Annotated in this window: 16 protein-coding genes and 1 pseudogene; 10 read left to right on the top strand and 7 right to left on the bottom strand. The window is 69.3% G+C overall.

All coding sequences use genetic code 11. The annotated features are described in order from the left end of the window. Position 1 precedes the first annotated feature (1 nt). Complete coding sequence (locus AB0M48_RS20400) at positions 2-1261, top strand: MFS transporter (RefSeq protein ID WP_363844068.1); 1260 nt, start codon at positions 2-4, stop codon at positions 1259-1261. A gap of 216 nt (positions 1262-1477) precedes the next feature. After that, positions 1478-2680, top strand: coding sequence for a GGDEF domain-containing protein (locus tag AB0M48_RS20395; RefSeq protein ID WP_363844065.1), 1203 nt, complete (start codon positions 1478-1480; stop codon positions 2678-2680). Here AB0M48_RS20395 and AB0M48_RS20390 read toward each other — a convergent pair. Then, positions 2677-3522, bottom strand: coding sequence for an alpha/beta hydrolase (locus tag AB0M48_RS20390; protein WP_363844062.1), 846 nt, complete (start codon positions 3520-3522; stop codon positions 2677-2679). The genes AB0M48_RS20395 and AB0M48_RS20390 overlap by 4 nt on opposite strands. 10 nt (positions 3523-3532) lie before the next feature. Between AB0M48_RS20390 and AB0M48_RS20385 the strand changes: the two genes are divergently transcribed. Beyond that, positions 3533-3997 carry a PPOX class F420-dependent oxidoreductase gene (locus AB0M48_RS20385; protein ID WP_363845145.1) on the top strand — a complete coding sequence of 155 codons (465 nt, stop codon included), beginning with the start codon at positions 3533-3535 and terminating at the stop codon, positions 3995-3997. 4 nt (positions 3998-4001) lie between these two features. On the opposite strand, the gene AB0M48_RS20380 is transcribed toward AB0M48_RS20385, so the two are convergent. The 3 genes from AB0M48_RS20380 to AB0M48_RS20370 form a co-directional block, all read right to left on the bottom strand. After that, positions 4002-4658 carry a VOC family protein gene (locus AB0M48_RS20380; protein ID WP_363844059.1) on the bottom strand — a complete coding sequence of 219 codons (657 nt, stop codon included), beginning with the start codon at positions 4656-4658 and terminating at the stop codon, positions 4002-4004. A gap of 15 nt (positions 4659-4673) precedes the next feature. Next, positions 4674-6674 (bottom strand): EAL domain-containing protein, encoded by a 2001-nt coding sequence (locus AB0M48_RS20375; protein WP_363844056.1) that lies wholly within the window; start codon positions 6672-6674, stop codon positions 4674-4676. Between the two features lie 72 nt (positions 6675-6746). Beyond that, positions 6747-7088, bottom strand: a complete 342-nt coding sequence (locus AB0M48_RS20370) for a hypothetical protein (protein WP_030466128.1) — start codon at positions 7086-7088, stop codon at positions 6747-6749. A gap of 296 nt (positions 7089-7384) precedes the next feature. On the opposite strand from AB0M48_RS20370, the gene AB0M48_RS20365 reads away from it, so the two are divergent. Both AB0M48_RS20365 and AB0M48_RS20360 read left to right on the top strand, forming a co-directional pair. After that, a complete protein-coding gene (locus AB0M48_RS20365) occupies positions 7385-8146 on the top strand; it encodes a glycerophosphodiester phosphodiesterase (RefSeq protein ID WP_363844053.1) in 762 nt (253 codons plus the stop codon). A 54-nt stretch (positions 8147-8200) separates the two neighbouring features. After that, positions 8201-9613, top strand: coding sequence for an MFS transporter (locus AB0M48_RS20360; protein ID WP_363844050.1), 1413 nt, complete (start codon positions 8201-8203; stop codon positions 9611-9613). Here the strand turns inward: AB0M48_RS20360 and AB0M48_RS20355 are convergent. Both AB0M48_RS20355 and AB0M48_RS20350 read right to left on the bottom strand, forming a co-directional pair. Continuing rightward, positions 9610-10500 (bottom strand): hypothetical protein, encoded by an 891-nt coding sequence (locus AB0M48_RS20355; RefSeq protein ID WP_363844047.1) that lies wholly within the window; start codon positions 10498-10500, stop codon positions 9610-9612. The two genes, AB0M48_RS20360 and AB0M48_RS20355, sit on opposite strands and share 4 nt — an antisense overlap. Beyond that, complete coding sequence (locus AB0M48_RS20350) at positions 10497-10844, bottom strand: PadR family transcriptional regulator (RefSeq protein ID WP_363844044.1); 348 nt, start codon at positions 10842-10844, stop codon at positions 10497-10499. Before AB0M48_RS20350 ends, AB0M48_RS20355 begins: the two co-directional genes overlap by 4 nt. 622 nt (positions 10845-11466) lie before the next feature. On the opposite strand from AB0M48_RS20350, the gene AB0M48_RS20345 reads away from it, so the two are divergent. Further along, complete coding sequence (locus tag AB0M48_RS20345; RefSeq protein WP_363844041.1) at positions 11467-12222, top strand: thymidine kinase; 756 nt, start codon at positions 11467-11469, stop codon at positions 12220-12222. 238 nt (positions 12223-12460) lie between these two features. Further along, entirely contained in the window at positions 12461-12805 is a 345-nt protein-coding gene (locus tag AB0M48_RS20340; RefSeq protein WP_030475310.1) for an RNA polymerase-binding protein RbpA, read from the top strand. 70 nt (positions 12806-12875) lie between these two features. On the opposite strand, the gene AB0M48_RS20335 is transcribed toward AB0M48_RS20340, so the two are convergent. Continuing rightward, a complete protein-coding gene (locus AB0M48_RS20335; RefSeq protein WP_363844037.1) occupies positions 12876-13517 on the bottom strand; it encodes a TVP38/TMEM64 family protein in 642 nt (213 codons plus the stop codon). 30 nt (positions 13518-13547) lie between these two features. Between AB0M48_RS20335 and AB0M48_RS20330 the strand changes: the two genes are divergently transcribed. The 3 genes and pseudogenes from AB0M48_RS20330 to AB0M48_RS20320 form a co-directional block, all read left to right on the top strand. Next, a complete protein-coding gene (locus tag AB0M48_RS20330; protein ID WP_363844034.1) occupies positions 13548-14372 on the top strand; it encodes an aldo/keto reductase in 825 nt (274 codons plus the stop codon). A gap of 8 nt (positions 14373-14380) precedes the next feature. Then, on the top strand, positions 14381-14968 hold the full coding sequence (locus AB0M48_RS20325; RefSeq protein ID WP_363844031.1) for an SMI1/KNR4 family protein: 588 nt from the start codon (positions 14381-14383) through the stop codon (positions 14966-14968). Between the two features lie 193 nt (positions 14969-15161). Further along, positions 15162-15572: pseudogene (locus AB0M48_RS20320) on the top strand (MgtC/SapB family protein); the annotation flags it as partial. Positions 15573-15770 lie beyond the last annotated feature (198 nt).

Genomic DNA, 15770 nt, shown 5'->3' with positions numbered 1-15770 from the left:
CATGCCCGGCTACCGCGACCTCGCCCGCGATCGCGAGTTCCGCGCCCTGCTCGTGGCGCACGTGGTGTCGGTGGCCGGAGACCAGTTCGCCAGGGTCGCGCTGACGGTGCACGTCTACGACCGCACCGCCAGCGCCGGCCTCACCGCGATGACCTACGCGCTGACGTTCCTGCCCGACCTGCTCGGCGGGCCCCTGCTCTCGGGGCTCGCCGACCGGTTCGCCCGCAAACGGGTCATGGTCGCCGCCGACCTGGTCCGGGCCGCGCTGCTGCTGGTCATGGCCGTGCCGGGACTGCCCCTGTGGGCACTGGCGGCGCTGGTGGTGCTCGTGCAGTTCGCCGGGGCACCGCACGGAGCGGCACGGGCGGCACTGCTGCCGCACATCCTTCCCGACGAGCGCTACCCGCTGGGACAGGCCGTGCTCAGCACCCTGACCCAGGCCGCGCAGGTCGCCGGATTCCTCACCGGCGGCGCCCTGGTCGCCTGGCTCGGCCCAGGACCGGTGCTCGTCGCCGACGCGCTGACCTTCGGCATCTCCGCACTGCTGGCAGGGACGTACCTGCTCGACAGGCCCGCACCGGCACGCGCGCACGTGCGGGCGTGGCCGACGGACCTCGTCGGCGGCACGAGGCTGGTGTGGGGTGACCGGCGGCTGCGCGCACTGGTCGCGCTCGCCTGCGTCTCGGGCTTCTACATCGTCGGCGAGGCCCTCGCGGTGCCCTACGCCGCGTCACTGGGCGCCGGGCCGGCCGGAGTCGGCCTGCTCTTCGGCGCCTACGCCGCGGGCGCGGCCGCGGGCATGCTCGTCGTGGCGCACCTCAACGATCGGCTACAGCTGCGGGTGATGCCGTGGCTGGCCATCGCCGCGTGCGCGGTACTCGTCCCGGCCGCACTGCGGCCGGGCCTGGTCGTCAGCGTGGGAATGTTCGCGCTGTCCGGCGCGGCCAGCGCCTACCACCTGGTGGCGAACACACGGTTCGTGCGCGCCGTACCGGACTCCTCACGAGGACAGGCGTTCGGCCTGGCCGTCACCGCGCTGCGCGTGTCCCAGGGACTGGGCGTGGCGCTGGCGGGGCTGGCGGCCGAGACCGTCGCCGCCCACCTGGTCGTCGCCGCCGCCGGAGCACTCGGAGTGCTCGCGGCGTGCGGTGCGGCGACCCTGTGGCGGCTCAGCGACGCCAGTCGGTCGGACGGTTCCAGTCCGTCGGACGGTTCCAGTCGGTCGGACGAACGGGACGGCCGGCGGCGGAAACACGGTTGATCATGACTGCTCCTATGGGTGTTCGTTGTGCGTCAACTGCGAAGGGAATTGAGGGCACGAACTGTGAGGACTACTCACGGTGAGGTCCCCCACATGGAGCCACGACTTTGCGTGACCCGGTAGCTACAGTGGTTGGTTCCTGGACGGTGGTGTGGGGGTGGCAGCGTGCCTTGGCTCGACCCGCGCCGGTGGAAGTTATGGTCGCTTCCTCCTGTGGTGCTGGCCTATGTCGCGACGGTGGTTGTTTCGGCGACCCTCGTCACGCTCGCCACCGCATGGCGTACCCCTGCCGAGGCCTTGAACCCGACCTGGTTCCTGCTGCTCGCCGGCGGTGCGGTACTGCACCTCGAAGCGGCACGGGGAATCGAACGGATCCGCGAAATCGGCGCCGAAGGATCGCCACACGCCCACATGCAGTCCGTGTGGCTGTTCGCGGGCGTGCTCGTACTACCGATGCCACTCCTCGTGGCGCTGATCGTCATCAGCTACACGCACTCGTGGTTCCGGGTCTACAAGCGGCGGGCGGTCCTGTTCCGCAAGGTCTTCTCCGCGGCCACTGTCGTCCTGGGCAGTGCCGCCGCGCAACTCGTCCTCGGATGGTTCCCCGACCGCGCCGTCGACGTCGACGGCCCACTCGGCCTGCTAGCACTGGTTACGGCCGGCTTCCTGTACTGGTTCATCAACTACGCGCTGGTCGTCACCGCGATCTACTTCACCAACCGGCAGAACCCCGTCCGCACCGCCCTGGGCAACGCCTCCGACGTGCTCATCGTGCTCGCCTCCGTCGGCCTCGGCTCCGGCGTCGCCATCATCCTCAACTGGCGGCCCTGGCTCACCCCGATGCTGCTGCTCACAGTCCTGGCCCTGCACATGGGCCTGCTGCTGCCCCAGTTCCGCGTCGCCGCCCGCACCGACTCCAAGACCGGCCTGGTCGACGCCACGTTCTGGCACGACGTCGCCGAACGCGAACTGCAACGCGCCCGCCGCCTGACCTCCACCGTCGGCGTCCTGATCATCGACCTCGACCACTTCAAGCTCATCAACGACACCTACGGCCACCTCGCCGGCGACCGAGTGCTCCGCGCCGTCGCCGACGCCCTGAAACACTCCGTGCGCTCCTACGACCTCGTCGGCCGGTTCGGCGGCGAGGAGTTCGCCGTCCTGCTGCCCGGCGTCAGCAACGGCGAGGTCCGCGCCACCGCCGAACGCATCCGCTTCGAGATCGCGAGCCTGCACATCGTCGTCCTCGACCGCCTCGGCGAGAGCCAGGTCGTCGCCGGCCTGACCGCCTCCGTCGGCGCGGCCGTCTACCCCGACACCGCCACCGAGCTCAGCCCCCTGCTGCTCGCCGCCGACGAAGCGCTCTACCAGGCCAAGAGCAACGGCCGCGACCGCGTCGCCACCGCCCAGGTCTTCTAAACCCCGTCCAGGAACGCCGCGATCCGCGCCGACACCCGATCCGGGTCCTCCACCCACGGGTAGTGCCCCACACCCTCGTGCACGTACAACGTCACGTCCGGGAACAACTCCGCCAGCTGCACACACCGCCGCACCGGCGAGATCGGGTCCTCCGAACACGCGTACACCAGCACCGGGTGGTCGAACTCCGTCAACGCCCGCCGCAACACCCCCGGCACGAACGCGCCCTCGGCGTTGTACCCCAGCGCCACCTCGTACTTCCACTGCCCCAGCTCGGCGTTCGCGTGCGCCCGCGCCCGCTCGTCCCACCGCGCGTACAGCAACGGCGACGCCGCCACCCGGTTCTCCACCGAGTCGTCCCCCGCCGCGTTGCGCGCCAGCGCCGACGTCGCCGCCTCGAACCACGGCTCACCCGCCCGCGCCGCCAGGAACACGTCCCAGTCGCTCTGCTCCGGCGACAACCCCACACTGCGCAACGCCGGCGTCAGCAGCACCAGCTTCCCGACCCGACCAGGGAAGTCCGCGGCATACCCCATCGCGATCCCCGCACCGGCGGAATGCCCCAGCACGTCCACCACGTCCAACCCCAGATGCCGCCGCAGCATCTCCACGTCCCGCACCAGCATGTCCCGCCGATACGTGAACGGATCCGCCGGCTCGTCCGAGGACCCCGTCCCCCGGTTGTCCAGCACCACCAACCGCCGCGACGCGTCCAGACCACCCAGCGTCTCCAAGTACTCCGACGCCCTGCCCGGACCACCCGCCAGGACCACGAGCGGAACCCCCTCACCCATTTCCCGATAGGCGAGTTCCGTGCCGTCGAACGAGGTGAAGCGTGCCATGCTGCACATCATGCCGAAGATCGCCACGGCCGACCTCGTCGACCGGCCGCAGCTGCTCGAGTTCCTCTCCACCCGCCACCACGGCGTCCTCATCACCCGCCGCTCGTCCACCGACGGCGTGCAGGTCTCCCCCGTCGCCTGCGGCGTCGACACCCAGGGCCGCATCGTCATCGCGACCTACCCGCAGCGCGCCAAGGTCCGCAACGCCCGCCGCAACCCCTCCGTCACGATGTGCGTGCTCTCCGACGACTGGAACGACGCCTACGTCCAGATCGACGGCACCGCCGAAGTCCTCGACCTCCCCGACGCACTCGACGACTTCGTCGAGTACTACCGCTGCATCGCAGGCGAACACCCCGACTGGGACGAATACCGCGCCGCCATGCTCCGCCAGGGCAAATCCCTCATCCGGATCACCATCGACAGCTGGGGCCCCATCGCCACCGGCGGCTTCCCACCCGAACTGGACCAGTGACCCGCTAGCCGGACCACGCCCCGCCCCAGCCCGCCGGCTTCTCCAGCAACCCGCACGAGCCGCCGTGCGGGCCCTCGATCGACGCGATCACCCCGATCTGCAGCCGCGACGGCCCCACGCTCACCTCACCGCCCAACTCGGACACCCGCGCACACGCCGCCTCGACGTCGTCGACCGCGAAGTACACGCTCCAACCGGCGAACCCCGCGAAACTCGAGGACATGCTGCCCGCCACCGGCCGCGGATCACCGTGCCGCGACGACGTGTACAACCCCAGACCCCGGTCCCCGGCCGCGGTCTCCCAGCCGAGCTCACGCTTCCAGTACCCGTCGCTCTCCTCCGGCGTACTCGTCAAGTACTCCACCCAGCACGGTTCACCATTGCGCGGCGGCGGCGCCCACGGACCGTGCAACACCCGGCCAGCGTCCACAGAGGAATCGTCCGTCAGCCCACGCGGCTCGTCACCACCGAAGAACAAGTGCCAACCACGTTCCCCCGCAACGACCTGAGCCGCCAGCCGATCACCCACCCAGCCCGAGAACGACCCACCCGGTTCCGCGATCACCGTCCACCCGAGCACACCGGCGAAGAAATCCACCGACAACTCAGGCTCGGCAACACTCAACTCAAGACGACGAAGACCACAAGACGACACAGGCATCCCATCGGGCGGGAATCAGGAGCGCGCACCATCCTCTGCTCCGACCACCTGAGACGACAATGCGCCATTCGGCGGCATGCGCTCCGCACTCACCACGTCACGCAACGGCACCGGCCTGCCCAGGTGGAAACCCTGCCCCACCCGCACACCCAGCTTGCGCAGAGCGTCCACCTGCGACGGCCGCTCCACCCACTCCGCCACCGACGACAACCCCAGCCCGTTCGCGATCTGCACGATCCCCGACACCAGCACCGCGTCCGCGTCGTTGGTCTCGATGCCCTTCACGAACTCACCATCGATCTTGATCCCCGTGATCGGCAGATGCTTCAGGTGCACGAACGACCCGAAACCCGACCCGAAGTCGTCCAGCGTGATCCGGCACCCGAAACTGCGCAGCTGCGTCGCCAGCGTCACCGCGGCGTCCAGATTCGTCACCGCCGCCGTCTCCGTGATCTCCAGACCCAACCGGCCAGGAGCCACCCCCGCCGACCCCAGCTTGTCCAGCACGAAGTTCCCGAAATCCGGGTCCTCCAACGTCCGCCCCGACACGTTCACGTTGAACCGCAACTCCGGATCCGGCTGCGCCACCAACGCGTCGATCGCCGTCGTCAGCACCCACCGGTCCACCTCCAGGATCAGGTTCGACCGCTCCGCCACCGGCAAGAAGTCCGCCGGACCCAGATACGGCTCCTGCCCGTCCTCCAGACGCAGCAACAACTCATGCCCCAGCGTCCGCCCCGTCGCCAACTCCACCATCGGCATGCCGTACAACGCCAGACCGCCACCCGCCAGCGCCGCCCGCAACCGGTCCAGCACACTGACCCGCTTCACCGTGTCCGCATAGTGGTTCGGCTCGTACACCGTCACCCGGTCCCGGCCCGCCGCCTTCGACGCGTACAACGCCAGATCCGCGTTCGCCAGCACCAACTCCCACGAATCACCCGGCCCGAACTCCGCCAGCCCCGTGCTCACCGTGATCCGCGCCGGCGTCCCGATCCCCGCCAGAGGAAAACCCGCCACCGCGTCCCGCAACCCGTCGGCCACCTCCGACGCGTCCTTCGGCGACGCCCCCGGCAACACCACCGCGAACTCATCACCACCCAGACGAGCGATCAACCTGTCACCCAAACGGGACTGCAACGCACTCGCCAGCATCCGCATCACCCGGTCACCCACCGCATGACCACGCAGATCGTTGACGTCCTTGAAGTTGTCCAGATCCAGCACCAGCAACGCACCAGAACCGTTGTTCGCCAGCTCCTGCTCCAGCGCACGCGTCAACGCCCGGCGATTCGGCAGACCCGTCAACGGATCCTGCTCCGCCATCCGCACGAGCTCGTCATGCACCCGCGACGACTGCGTCACGTCGTGCGCCGTCCCCAACGCCCGCAACGGAGTGCCGTCATCCCCCACGACGACCTCACCGAAGCACTCGAACACCCGCTCCTTGCCGTCCGGCCGCAACATCCGATGCGTGTACGTGAACACCGACCCCGTCTTCAGCGCCGCGTCCAGCGTCTCCTCGATCATCGGCAGATCGTCCGGATGCACCAGCCGCGAGTACATCTCGAAGTCGAACGCCGTCCCCGCCGCGAACCCGAACATCTCCAGCAACGTGTCCGACCACGTCACCCGGTCCTCGCGGATCGACCACTCCCACGTCCCCATCCGCCCCAGCGCCTGAGCCCGGCGCAACGCGTCCGCCTCCTGCGTCACCGTCAACTCACGATCACGCCACGCCGACACGTCCACGACCTCGTACATCAGGTCGTCACCCAGCCTCGAGCACCGCACCTCGAGCCACTTCGGCCCCGGCACCAGCACTTCCCGCACCGGAGCGGGCACCTCGGGCACCCCCGGGAGCAGCGCGGGCAACGACCGCCCGTACGCCTGCTCGACCGGAACCCCCAGCACAGCACCCAAGGCGCGGTTGCACCACAACAGGTTCCCGCGCGAATCCGTCACGGCATAGCCGACACCCGCTCGGTCCAGCACCGTGCGGCAGTAGGAGGTCACGCGCGTCATGATCGTCCGATCACCGGACGTAAGCAACCCGCTACGCCGGTCAGTTCGCTGATGTGCGAACGGCTATCTCAGCCGCTCCAAACCCTTCGCCGACTCCACCAGCTCCGCGGCCAGCTTCCTCAGCTCGTCGTTCTCGGCCCCGTCCTGCGCCGCCGTCACCACATCCTCCGCGGCACACCGCAGCTGGAACAACCTGTCCTGCAGATCCGCCAACTCGGCCGTGCTCAGCACCACCGCGTCCTCCGGCAACCCACCCCGCTGCAACGCCGCCCTGCGCTCGTACGCGCGCTGACGACACGGCTGTGCGCAGTACCGCCGCGGCCGGCCGATCCGCCCGCTCCCGGGCAACCGCCTCCCGCACCACGCACAGTGCCTGGGCTCATCCGCCTCCATGGAGCGCTCCATGGCGCGCGACGGTAGCGAATGGTGGTGGGTGGTCTCCAGCGACGCGCCAGAAAGCCCGACCTTCGTAGGGAACCGGACAGTACCCGCAGGGCCGTTCGTGTCGCTTTCGGGTGGGGTTTGATCAACTTCCGTTGGATTCCTCCGGTCTTTTGCGGGTTTTGATCAGTGGTTGTGCTGGAACCCGAAGATCGGAATGTTTGATTTCGGTCAACACTGAAGCAATAGAGATCAAGAAGAAAGTGTGACGCCACCCACCGTCCACCCCGGAGCCATCGCCGGAAGGCACACTCCAGCACGTGACACATCCCTACCTCACAGGCCCGCGCCCCCGCGCCTTCGCCCACCGCGGCTGGCACGTCGACGACCTCACCGGCATGGAGAACTCGCTGAGCTCCTTCCGCCGGGCCGTGCAGGAGGGCTACCGCTACATCGAGACCGACGTCCACGCCACCAGCGACGGACAGGTCGTCGTCCACCACGACCACACCCTCGACCGCACCACCGACGCCCAGGGCACCGTCTCCGAACTGCCCTGGACCGAGGTCCAGCGCGCCCGCGTCGGCGGCCGCGAACCCATCGCCCGCCTCGCCGACGTCCTCGAAGAACTCCCCGACACGTTCTTCAACATCGACGTCAAGTCCGAGAACGCCGTCGAACCCATCATCACCCTGCTGCGCAAAGCCAAGTCACTGCACCGCGTCTGCCTCGCCAGCTTCTCCGACAACCGCCTCGCCCGCCTGCGCAGGCTCGCCGGACCCGACCTGCTCACCTCCATGGGACCCCGCTCCGCCGGCGCGCTCTGGGCCGCCGGACGCATCCCCCTCGCCGGACTCGCCGTCCGCGGCCAGGTCGCCCAGGTCCCCGTCAACCAGGGACGCCTGCAGATCGTCGACCGCCGCTTCGTCCAGGCCGCCCACCGCAGGTCGCTCGAAGTCCACGTCTGGACCATCGACGACGAAGCCGACATGCGCGCCCTGCTCGACCTCGGCGTCGACGGACTCGTCACCGACAGGCCGGACGTCCTGCGCGAAGTTCTCCAGTCGCGCAACAGCTGGTAACAGCTTGGACAGTCGATCATTGGACGTGTCGGCGGACAAGTACAGTCCGCCGACATGAAGGTCAAGGGCGACGACGCCGCCGACGCCAACAACGCCGGGCGCCGCAAGAAAGAACAACGCGGCTGGGTCTGGTACGACGTGGCGAACTCCGTGTTCCCCACGTCCGTGATCACCGTCTTCCTCTCGCTCTACCTCACGAGCATCGCGACCAACGCGGCCAAGGCCGACAGCGCGCTCAACGGGGCCAACCCGTGCGCCGGCGACAACGCCTTCGACCACTGCGACGTCACGATCCTCGGCCTGCAGTTCCCCTCCGGCTCGCTGTGGGGCTACCTGCTCTCCATCGCGACCGTCGTCCAGGTCATCGTGCTGCCCGTCATGGGCGCCATCGCCGACCGGACCCAGAACAAGAAGAAGATGCTCGGCTTCTTCGCCTTCACCGGCTCCGCGGCCACCATCGCGCTCGCGACCGTCGAAGGCACCAACTGGAAGCTCGGCGTCGGCCTCTTCATCATCGCGAACATCTGCTACGGCGCCAGCGTCGTCGTCTACTACGCCTTCCTGCCCGAGATCGCCACACCCGACGAACGCGACGCCGTCTCCAGCCGCGGCTGGGCGTTCGGCTACCTCGGCGGCGGTGTCGCCCTCGCGATCCAGCTCGGCATCACCCTGTCCGCCGACTCCCTCGGCATCAGCTCCGGCGACGCCGCCCGCATCGCGTTCGTCATCTCCGGCATCTGGTGGGCCGCCTTCACGATCATCCCGCTGCGCGCCCTCACCGAGCACCAGCGCCCGCACGGCGGCGAGCAGGGCGCCTCGGTGATCTCCGCCGGCTTCAAGGAACTCGGCACGACGTTGAGGCAGGCCAAGGCCTTCCCGCTCACCCTCGCGTTCCTCGGCACCTACCTGATCTACACCGACGGCATCGCCACCGTCGCCAACGTCAGCGCCCAGTACGGCAGCGTCGAGCTCAAGTTCGACCAGCAGACGCTGATCACGGTGATCCTCATCGTGCAGTTCGTGGCGTTCATCGGCGGCGTGCTGCACGGCTTCGTGGCCAAGCGGGTCGGCGCCAAGAAGACGATCCTCGGCTCACTCGTCGTGTGGATCGCCGTGATCACCGCGGCGTTCTTCGTCGACGCCGGCGACGAGACGTCGTTCTACCTCGTCGCCGCGGGCATCGGCATCGTGCTCGGCGGCACCAACGCCCTGTCCCGCAGCCTGTTCAGCCAGATGATCCCGCCCGGCCGCGAAGCCCAGTACTTCTCGCTCTACGAGGTCGGCGAGCGCTCCACCAGCTGGCTCGGCCCGCTGGTCTTCGCCGGCGTCGGCCAGGCCACCGGCAGCCTGCGGCCCGCCATCCTCGCCCTGATCATCTTCTTCGTCGCCGGCTTCGTCCTGCTGATCTTCGTGCCCGTCCGCCGCGCCATCAAAGCCGTGGGCAACAACGAACCCGCACTCGTCTAGATCACCTGCGGCGCCGCTTTCGGGCGGCGCCGCACCGGCAACACCACCGTCAGCACGAGCAGTGCCGCCAGCACGGTCCGCGAGATCACGACCTCGTCCCACGCGACGGCGAGCAACACCAGCGGAACCAGCTGCAGCAACGCGAACAACGACAACGCCCGCCCGAACACCGCGTCACCCCGCACGAACGCGAAGACACGCGCTCCCGCCGTGACCAGGCCGAGCACCAACAACCCGGTCCCAGCCGCAACGCCGCCGACCACCCCGAGCACCACCGCTCCCCCACCCCACCACAGCAACCTGCGTGCCGGCGGGACCGGCGCGTCCCGGTGGAAACCCAGGCACAGACACGCGAACGTCACCAGCGAAGGCAGCTGGAACACCGTCCACATCAGTGCGGCAGGCCCAGGCTGCCCCAGCGCCACCGCCGACAGCAACGCCGGCGCCCCCGCCGCCACCTTCGCGAGCGTCCGCCGCCCGCTCAGCAACGCCGGAAAAGCCACGAACGACGCCAGCTCCACCACACGCCACCAAGCCACCCCCGCGGCATACGGCCCACCGAACAGCGTGAAGACCTGCACGACCGCCGACGTCGCGTAGTACAGGCCCAGCAACAACCCAAGCATCCCCAGCGCCCGCACGACCTCGCCGCGCCACACCACCTTCGCCGGCACACTCGTGAGCGCCGCCCCCGCCGCCAGGTGCGTGCGCACCGCGAGCCCGAGCACCGCCCACGTCTCCCCCCACCCCGGCCAGCTGTGCTCCAGGTCGAGGTCGTCGTCCCGCTCGGCCAGGAAGATCCCGACCATCTCCTCCTCGCGGTCCCGCCGGTACCACCGCGGCAACACCTTCAGCAGCGTCCGGTACCGCCGCTCCAGATTCCTCATGCCCGACCCGCCCACGCCTGGACTCCCCTCCCCTTCAGCACCGCACTCGCCGCACGCACGTTGGCGCTCAGCCGCGCGACCTCCGCCTGCAACGCCCGCACACCGGAGTCGGTGAGCTTGTAGTAGCGCCGCAGCCTCCCCTGGTGCACCTCCTCCCGGTCGCGCTCGGCGAACCCGTCCGCCACCAGGCGGTCCAGCACGCCGTACAGCGTGCCGACCCGCAACACCATCCGTCCCTCGGACAGCTGTTCCACCGCCTGCACGATCGCGTAGCCGTGCAGCGGCTCCTCCGCCAGCGCGGTGAGCACCAGGAACGTCTGCTCGGACATGATCCGACCACTCATGTCGTTGAATATATCGCGGCGCGAGCTATATCGGGAAGCGGATCAACACGGATGGGTTGACTTCAGGCAACACTGAAGTTATCGAGTTGGTCGAGGAGGCGTGGTGGGGGATTCGGCCATGTAGCTGGCGGCCGGACTGCGGGTTGGGCGGCCGTGGCCGACGGCTTGTCGGCGTGGCCGACGGTGGCATGAGATTCGGCGGCCGCGCCGGGACCCGGAGACGTCCCTCGGCCCGCGCACTCCCCTCGGCCCGCGCACTCCCCTCGGCCCGCGCACTCCCCTCGGCCAAGCCACCTCGCGATGCGCGGCGCCTTGGCCGAGTCACACCGCTCCCCCACCTCACCGCACGCCCCGTCTCCTCCGCGACAACGCGAGGCGGGGCCGGCTCCCCCCTCATCGATGCGTCGTTCTCCCCCACCGAGTCCTCACCACTCACCGAAGGATCGTCCCTCAGTCAACACTGAAACTATCGAGTGATCCGAGTCGAGGTGATGTTTGAGCGTCCCCCGCAGCGGCTATGTCGTCCCGAAACAGCAGGTCGCACTCGAATCACCGGAGGCAGGAGGGAGGCAGACCGTGGGGATTCCTCATGATCGGGATCCAGGCACTAGGGTGACCCGCCGTGGACGCCCTTCCCGATCCGACAGACGCCCTCTCCGCTGTACCTGTCGCTGGTTCCCGGCGCTCGACGCCGGTGGTCGGGCACCTCAAGTTCTTCTTCGGTCCCATGGACTGCGGCAAGTCGACGCTCGCGCTCCAGATCGACCACAACAACTCGCGCCAGGGCCGGCGCGGGCTGCTGCTGGTGCGGCACGACCGTTCGGGCAAGCCTCAGATCTCCAGCCGCATCGGCATCACCCGCGAGGCCGCGGAGATCAGCGACGACGATCTCCGCCAGATGGTGCGGGCGGAGTGGGCCGAGGGCCGGCGCGTGGACTACCTGATCGTCGACGAGGCGCAGTTCCTGTCACCCGATCAGGTGGAGCAGCTGGCGGAGCTCGCGGACGACGTCCAGGTCGACGTGTACTGCTTCGGGCTCGCCACGGACTTCCGCGGCGAGATGTTCCCGGGGTCGCAGCGGCTGTTCGAACTCGCCGACGAGCTGAAGGCGATTCAGGTCGAGGTGCTGTGCTGGTGCGGGGTGCCGGGACGGTTCAACGCGCGGGTGCGGGCCGGACGAGTGATTCGTGCCGGCGACACGGTTCTGGTCGCCGATACGGCGTCGGACACGGAACAGCACCGATCGGGTACGGAGAGCAACGATGTAACCGACGCCACGGAAACTACTGTCCGTTATCAAGTGCTCTGCAGGCGTCACTTTAGGTTGGGCGACCTGGGCCCTGACGTCGCACAAAGTGGTCAGCTTCGGTTGGCCTAGGCGACTACCCACCGGGTCCACTGGGCCATTAGAGTGATGCATGAGCGCAGGAGCTTGATAACGCGTCACGATCCTGTGGCGATCGCATCCATTAGTAGGAAGCCTTCGTTGACGAGTGAACGACGTCACTGTGGGCGACCATGAGAGCGAACCGGAAACAAACGGAGCAATCCGGGCGTTGCACACGGTGAGCAAGAAGCCTGGGCCCCGGCCCTGAGCCGAGCGAAAGGACACCGCCATGGCCGACCGCGTTTTGCGTGGAAGCCGGCTCGGAGCAGTCAGCTACGAGACCGACCGCAACCACGATCTCGCTCCGCGCCGGGCAGCGCGGTACGCCTGCCCGAAGGGACACGACTTCGAGGTCCCGTTCTCCGACGACGCCGAGTTGCCGCCGACCTGGGAATGCCGTCTCCACGGCACCGAGTCGAAGATCATCGACGGGGTCGAGCCGGAGATCAAGAAGGTCAAGCCGCCGCGTACGCACTGGGACATGCTCCTGGAGCGCCGGTCGATCCCCGAACTCGAGGAGCTGCTCGACGAGCGCCTCGAAGAGCTTCGCGGACGCCGCACCCGCACGGCCTGATCCACACCAGACGCGTCAAGCCGTCCCGGTCTCCCGCCGGGGCGGCTTTTTGCGCACCTCGTACGGGCGTCTAGGAGGCCCGTACGGCCCCTGTGATCAATTTCCTGCCCCACCACACGCCCACTGCCGCCAGCACGGCCCAGATCGACAACGCGACGATCGAGCGCGGTGAGCCGAGATCGCTCAGGGCGTCGCCCAGCACCGCGGCGAGGATCGTCGAGGGCACCAGCCCGAGCGCCGTGCCGAGTGCGAAGTCCCGGCCGCGCACCGACGTCACGCCCGCGCCGTAGTTCGCGAGGGCGAACGGCAGGATCGGCAACAACCTGATCACGAGCGTCGCCTCGACCCCCCTGCGCTCGAAGACCCGTTCAAGCACCGCCAGCCGTTCCCCGAGCCGGCGCTCGACCGCGGCACGGCCTAGCTTGCGGGAGATCGCGAACGCGATCATCGCGCCCGCCGTGAACCCCGCGACGGCGAGCGCGCTCCCCCACCCCACGCCGAACAACAGCCCCGCCGCCGTGGCGAGGACCGGTTTCGGGAAGAACACCGCCGTGCCGAGCGCGCACACGGCCACGAACACGACCGGCGCCGCGTGCCCCGCGCGGCCGACCAGGGCACGGAGCTCCGCGCCGTCGGGCAGGTCCACGAGCTGGGCGGTGATCGCCAGGGCCACGACGAGCAGCACCAACACCATCAGGCCCGCACGTCGCATCAGACCAACGTACCCGGCAAGCTGGAACGCATGACCGTGCTGCTCCCCTCCGGCGAGACCGTCCCCGCACTCGGCATGGGCACCTGGATGATGGCCGAGGACCCCGGCAGGCGCTCCGCCGAGATCGCCGCGCTGCGGACCGGCCTCGACCTCGGCCTGACCCTGATCGACACGGCCGAGATGTACGGCTCGGGCGCGTCCGAGACGCTCGTGGGCGAGGCCGTCGCGGGCCGGCGTGACGAGGTGTTCCTGGTGTCGAAGGTGCTGCCGTCCCACGCGTCCGCCGCCGCGACCGTGCGCGCGTGCGAGGCGTCGCTGCGCCGTCTCGGCACCGACCGGCTCGACCTCTACCTGCTGCACTGGCGTGGCGCGGTGCCGCTCGAGGAGACCCTGGAGGGGTTCTCGGCGCTGCTGGACGCGGGCAAGATCCGGCACTGGGGCGTCAGCAACCTCGACCTGGACGACATGCGCGAGCTCACGGCGTTGCCGGGCCGGTGCCAGACCAACCAGATCCTCTACAACCTCACCCGCCGCGGTCCCGAGCACGACCTGCTGCCGTGGCACGCCTCCACCGGCATCCCGGTCATGGCCTACTCCCCCGTCGAGCAGGGCAGGCTGCTGAACTCCCCCGCGCTGGCGTCGGTCGCGGCACGGCACGGCGCCACCCCCGCCCAGATCGCGCTCGCCTGGGTGCTGCGACTGCCGCACGTGAACGCGATCCCCAAGGCGGGCTCGCCGGACCACGTCCGGGAGAACGCGCGAGCGCTGGAACTCCGGCTGTCCCCTGAGGACCTCGCCGAGCTCGACCGCGCCTTCCCTCCTCCTGCTGGGCCTTCGCCGCTCGCCGTGCTTTAGTTCCGCGGGTGAGCTGGACCGACATCGAGGGCTGGATCGGCGAACGCGCCCCGGCGCTGCACGCCGCCCTGCTCCCGCCGTCGTCCGCCGGGGACGTCGCGGACGCGGAGGAGTCCATCGGGTACGCGCTGCCGCCCGAGCTGTCCGCGTGGTGGCGGCGGTTCGGCGGCATCGGCGTGACGTACTCGCGCTGGCCGCTCGTCCCGCCCACGTGGCAGCCGCACGGCCTCGACCGGGCGTTGCACCTGCGGACGCTGATGATGAGGGCGATCAGCGGCATCGCGTTCGCCACGCTCGGCGAGGAGAAGGACTACGAGGCCGCCGCACTGCGGGAGCCCGCCGGAACGCCCTGTGTGGACCTCTGGCTGCCCGCGTGGCTGCCGGTCGCCGCGGACGGTTCCGGGTACGAGCTGTTCGTGGACCTGCGCGGCGGGCCGCGGCACGGGTGCGTGATGGAGTGGGGCAGGTACAGCGGCGCGGACAGCGATCCGCTGTGGTCCGGCGTGACCGCGATGTTCGCCGAGGCGTCGGGCGCGCTGCGCGGCGAGACCAGACACCGCATCGTGTTCGAGCACAACGACTTCCACTGGGAATGAGACGCGCGTCCCACTCTCACCCCGGACTCACGGCCGGTTCGGTACCGTTGGTCCCCGGTCTCATCAACCAGACACAAGGAAGCGAGGTGAGCGACACATGCCAGGCGACAGTAGCCCGCGCAGGTCAACCCACCTCGCACGCTTCAGTTCTGGCGTGTGACGCACACCCCCTGCACTTAAGGGGAGTCACACGATGCACGTCTTCGACATGACACTGCGCATCGCCGAGAGCATGGGCCTCGGCGCGTTGATCGGTTTCGAGCGTCAGTACCGCTCTCGCATGGCAGGCCTGCGGACCAACGCCCTCGTGGCCGTGGGTGCCGCGTTGTTCGTCCTGCTGTCCGCGCAGGGCTTCGACGGCCAGGGCGACCCCACGCGCGTCGCCGCACAGGTGGTGTCCGGCATCGGGTTCCTCGGCGCGGGCGTGATCCTGCGCGACGGGCTGTCGGTGCGCGGGCTGAACACCGCGGCCACGCTCTGGTGCGCGGCCGCGGTGGGCTCGCTGGCCGGTGCCGGCCTGCACGCCGTGGCCGCGGCCGGCACCGTGGCGATCATCGCGGTCAACGTCGGCCTGCGGGAGCTGGGCCGGGCCGTCGACCGCAAGGACGACGAGGGCTAGTGGCGTGGCTCAGAACGGTGCCGGTGTATTCGTGGTCAGACGGGTGTGTCGTGGTGCCTCCCCCACGTCCTCGTACTGGTTGTACGGGCAATGCCTGGAACTTAAGCGGCTCTGGGGCTGCTTGTGTTTGGCGGGTGGGTAGCAGCTGTTGTTGAGGTCGTTGTGGGAAGTACTTGGACCTGG

Origin of the sequence: Lentzea sp. NPDC051208 (genome assembly GCF_040682435.1) — a bacterium.
Taxonomy (GTDB): Bacteria; Actinomycetota; Actinomycetes; order Mycobacteriales; family Pseudonocardiaceae; genus Lentzea; species Lentzea kristufekii.
The sequence above is the reverse complement of the archived record's forward strand: the minus strand, read 5'-3'. Positions and strand labels throughout refer to the sequence as shown.

What these genes read in the sequence shown, in the direction of transcription:
- AB0M48_RS20385 (WP_363845145.1), top strand. Translation starts at nt 3,533, where the DNA reads ATGCCGAAGATCGCCACGGCCGACCTCGTCGACCGGCCGCAGCTGCTC.
- AB0M48_RS20355 (WP_363844047.1), bottom strand. Translation starts at nt 10,500, where the DNA reads ATGAGGAATCTGGAGCGGCGGTACCGGACGCTGCTGAAGGTGTTGCCG.
- AB0M48_RS20380 (WP_363844059.1), bottom strand. Translation starts at nt 4,658, where the DNA reads ATGCCTGTGTCGTCTTGTGGTCTTCGTCGTCTTGAGTTGAGTGTTGCC.
- AB0M48_RS20335 (WP_363844037.1), bottom strand. Translation starts at nt 13,517, where the DNA reads ATGCGACGTGCGGGCCTGATGGTGTTGGTGCTGCTCGTCGTGGCCCTG.
- AB0M48_RS20340 (WP_030475310.1), top strand. Translation starts at nt 12,461, where the DNA reads ATGGCCGACCGCGTTTTGCGTGGAAGCCGGCTCGGAGCAGTCAGCTAC.
- AB0M48_RS20350 (WP_363844044.1), bottom strand. Translation starts at nt 10,844, where the DNA reads ATGAGTGGTCGGATCATGTCCGAGCAGACGTTCCTGGTGCTCACCGCG.
- AB0M48_RS20390 (WP_363844062.1), bottom strand. Translation starts at nt 3,522, where the DNA reads ATGGCACGCTTCACCTCGTTCGACGGCACGGAACTCGCCTATCGGGAA.
- AB0M48_RS20330 (WP_363844034.1), top strand. Translation starts at nt 13,548, where the DNA reads ATGACCGTGCTGCTCCCCTCCGGCGAGACCGTCCCCGCACTCGGCATG.
- AB0M48_RS20360 (WP_363844050.1), top strand. Translation starts at nt 8,201, where the DNA reads ATGAAGGTCAAGGGCGACGACGCCGCCGACGCCAACAACGCCGGGCGC.
- AB0M48_RS20400 (WP_363844068.1), top strand. Translation starts at nt 2, where the DNA reads ATGCCCGGCTACCGCGACCTCGCCCGCGATCGCGAGTTCCGCGCCCTG.
- AB0M48_RS20370 (WP_030466128.1), bottom strand. Translation starts at nt 7,088, where the DNA reads ATGGAGCGCTCCATGGAGGCGGATGAGCCCAGGCACTGTGCGTGGTGC.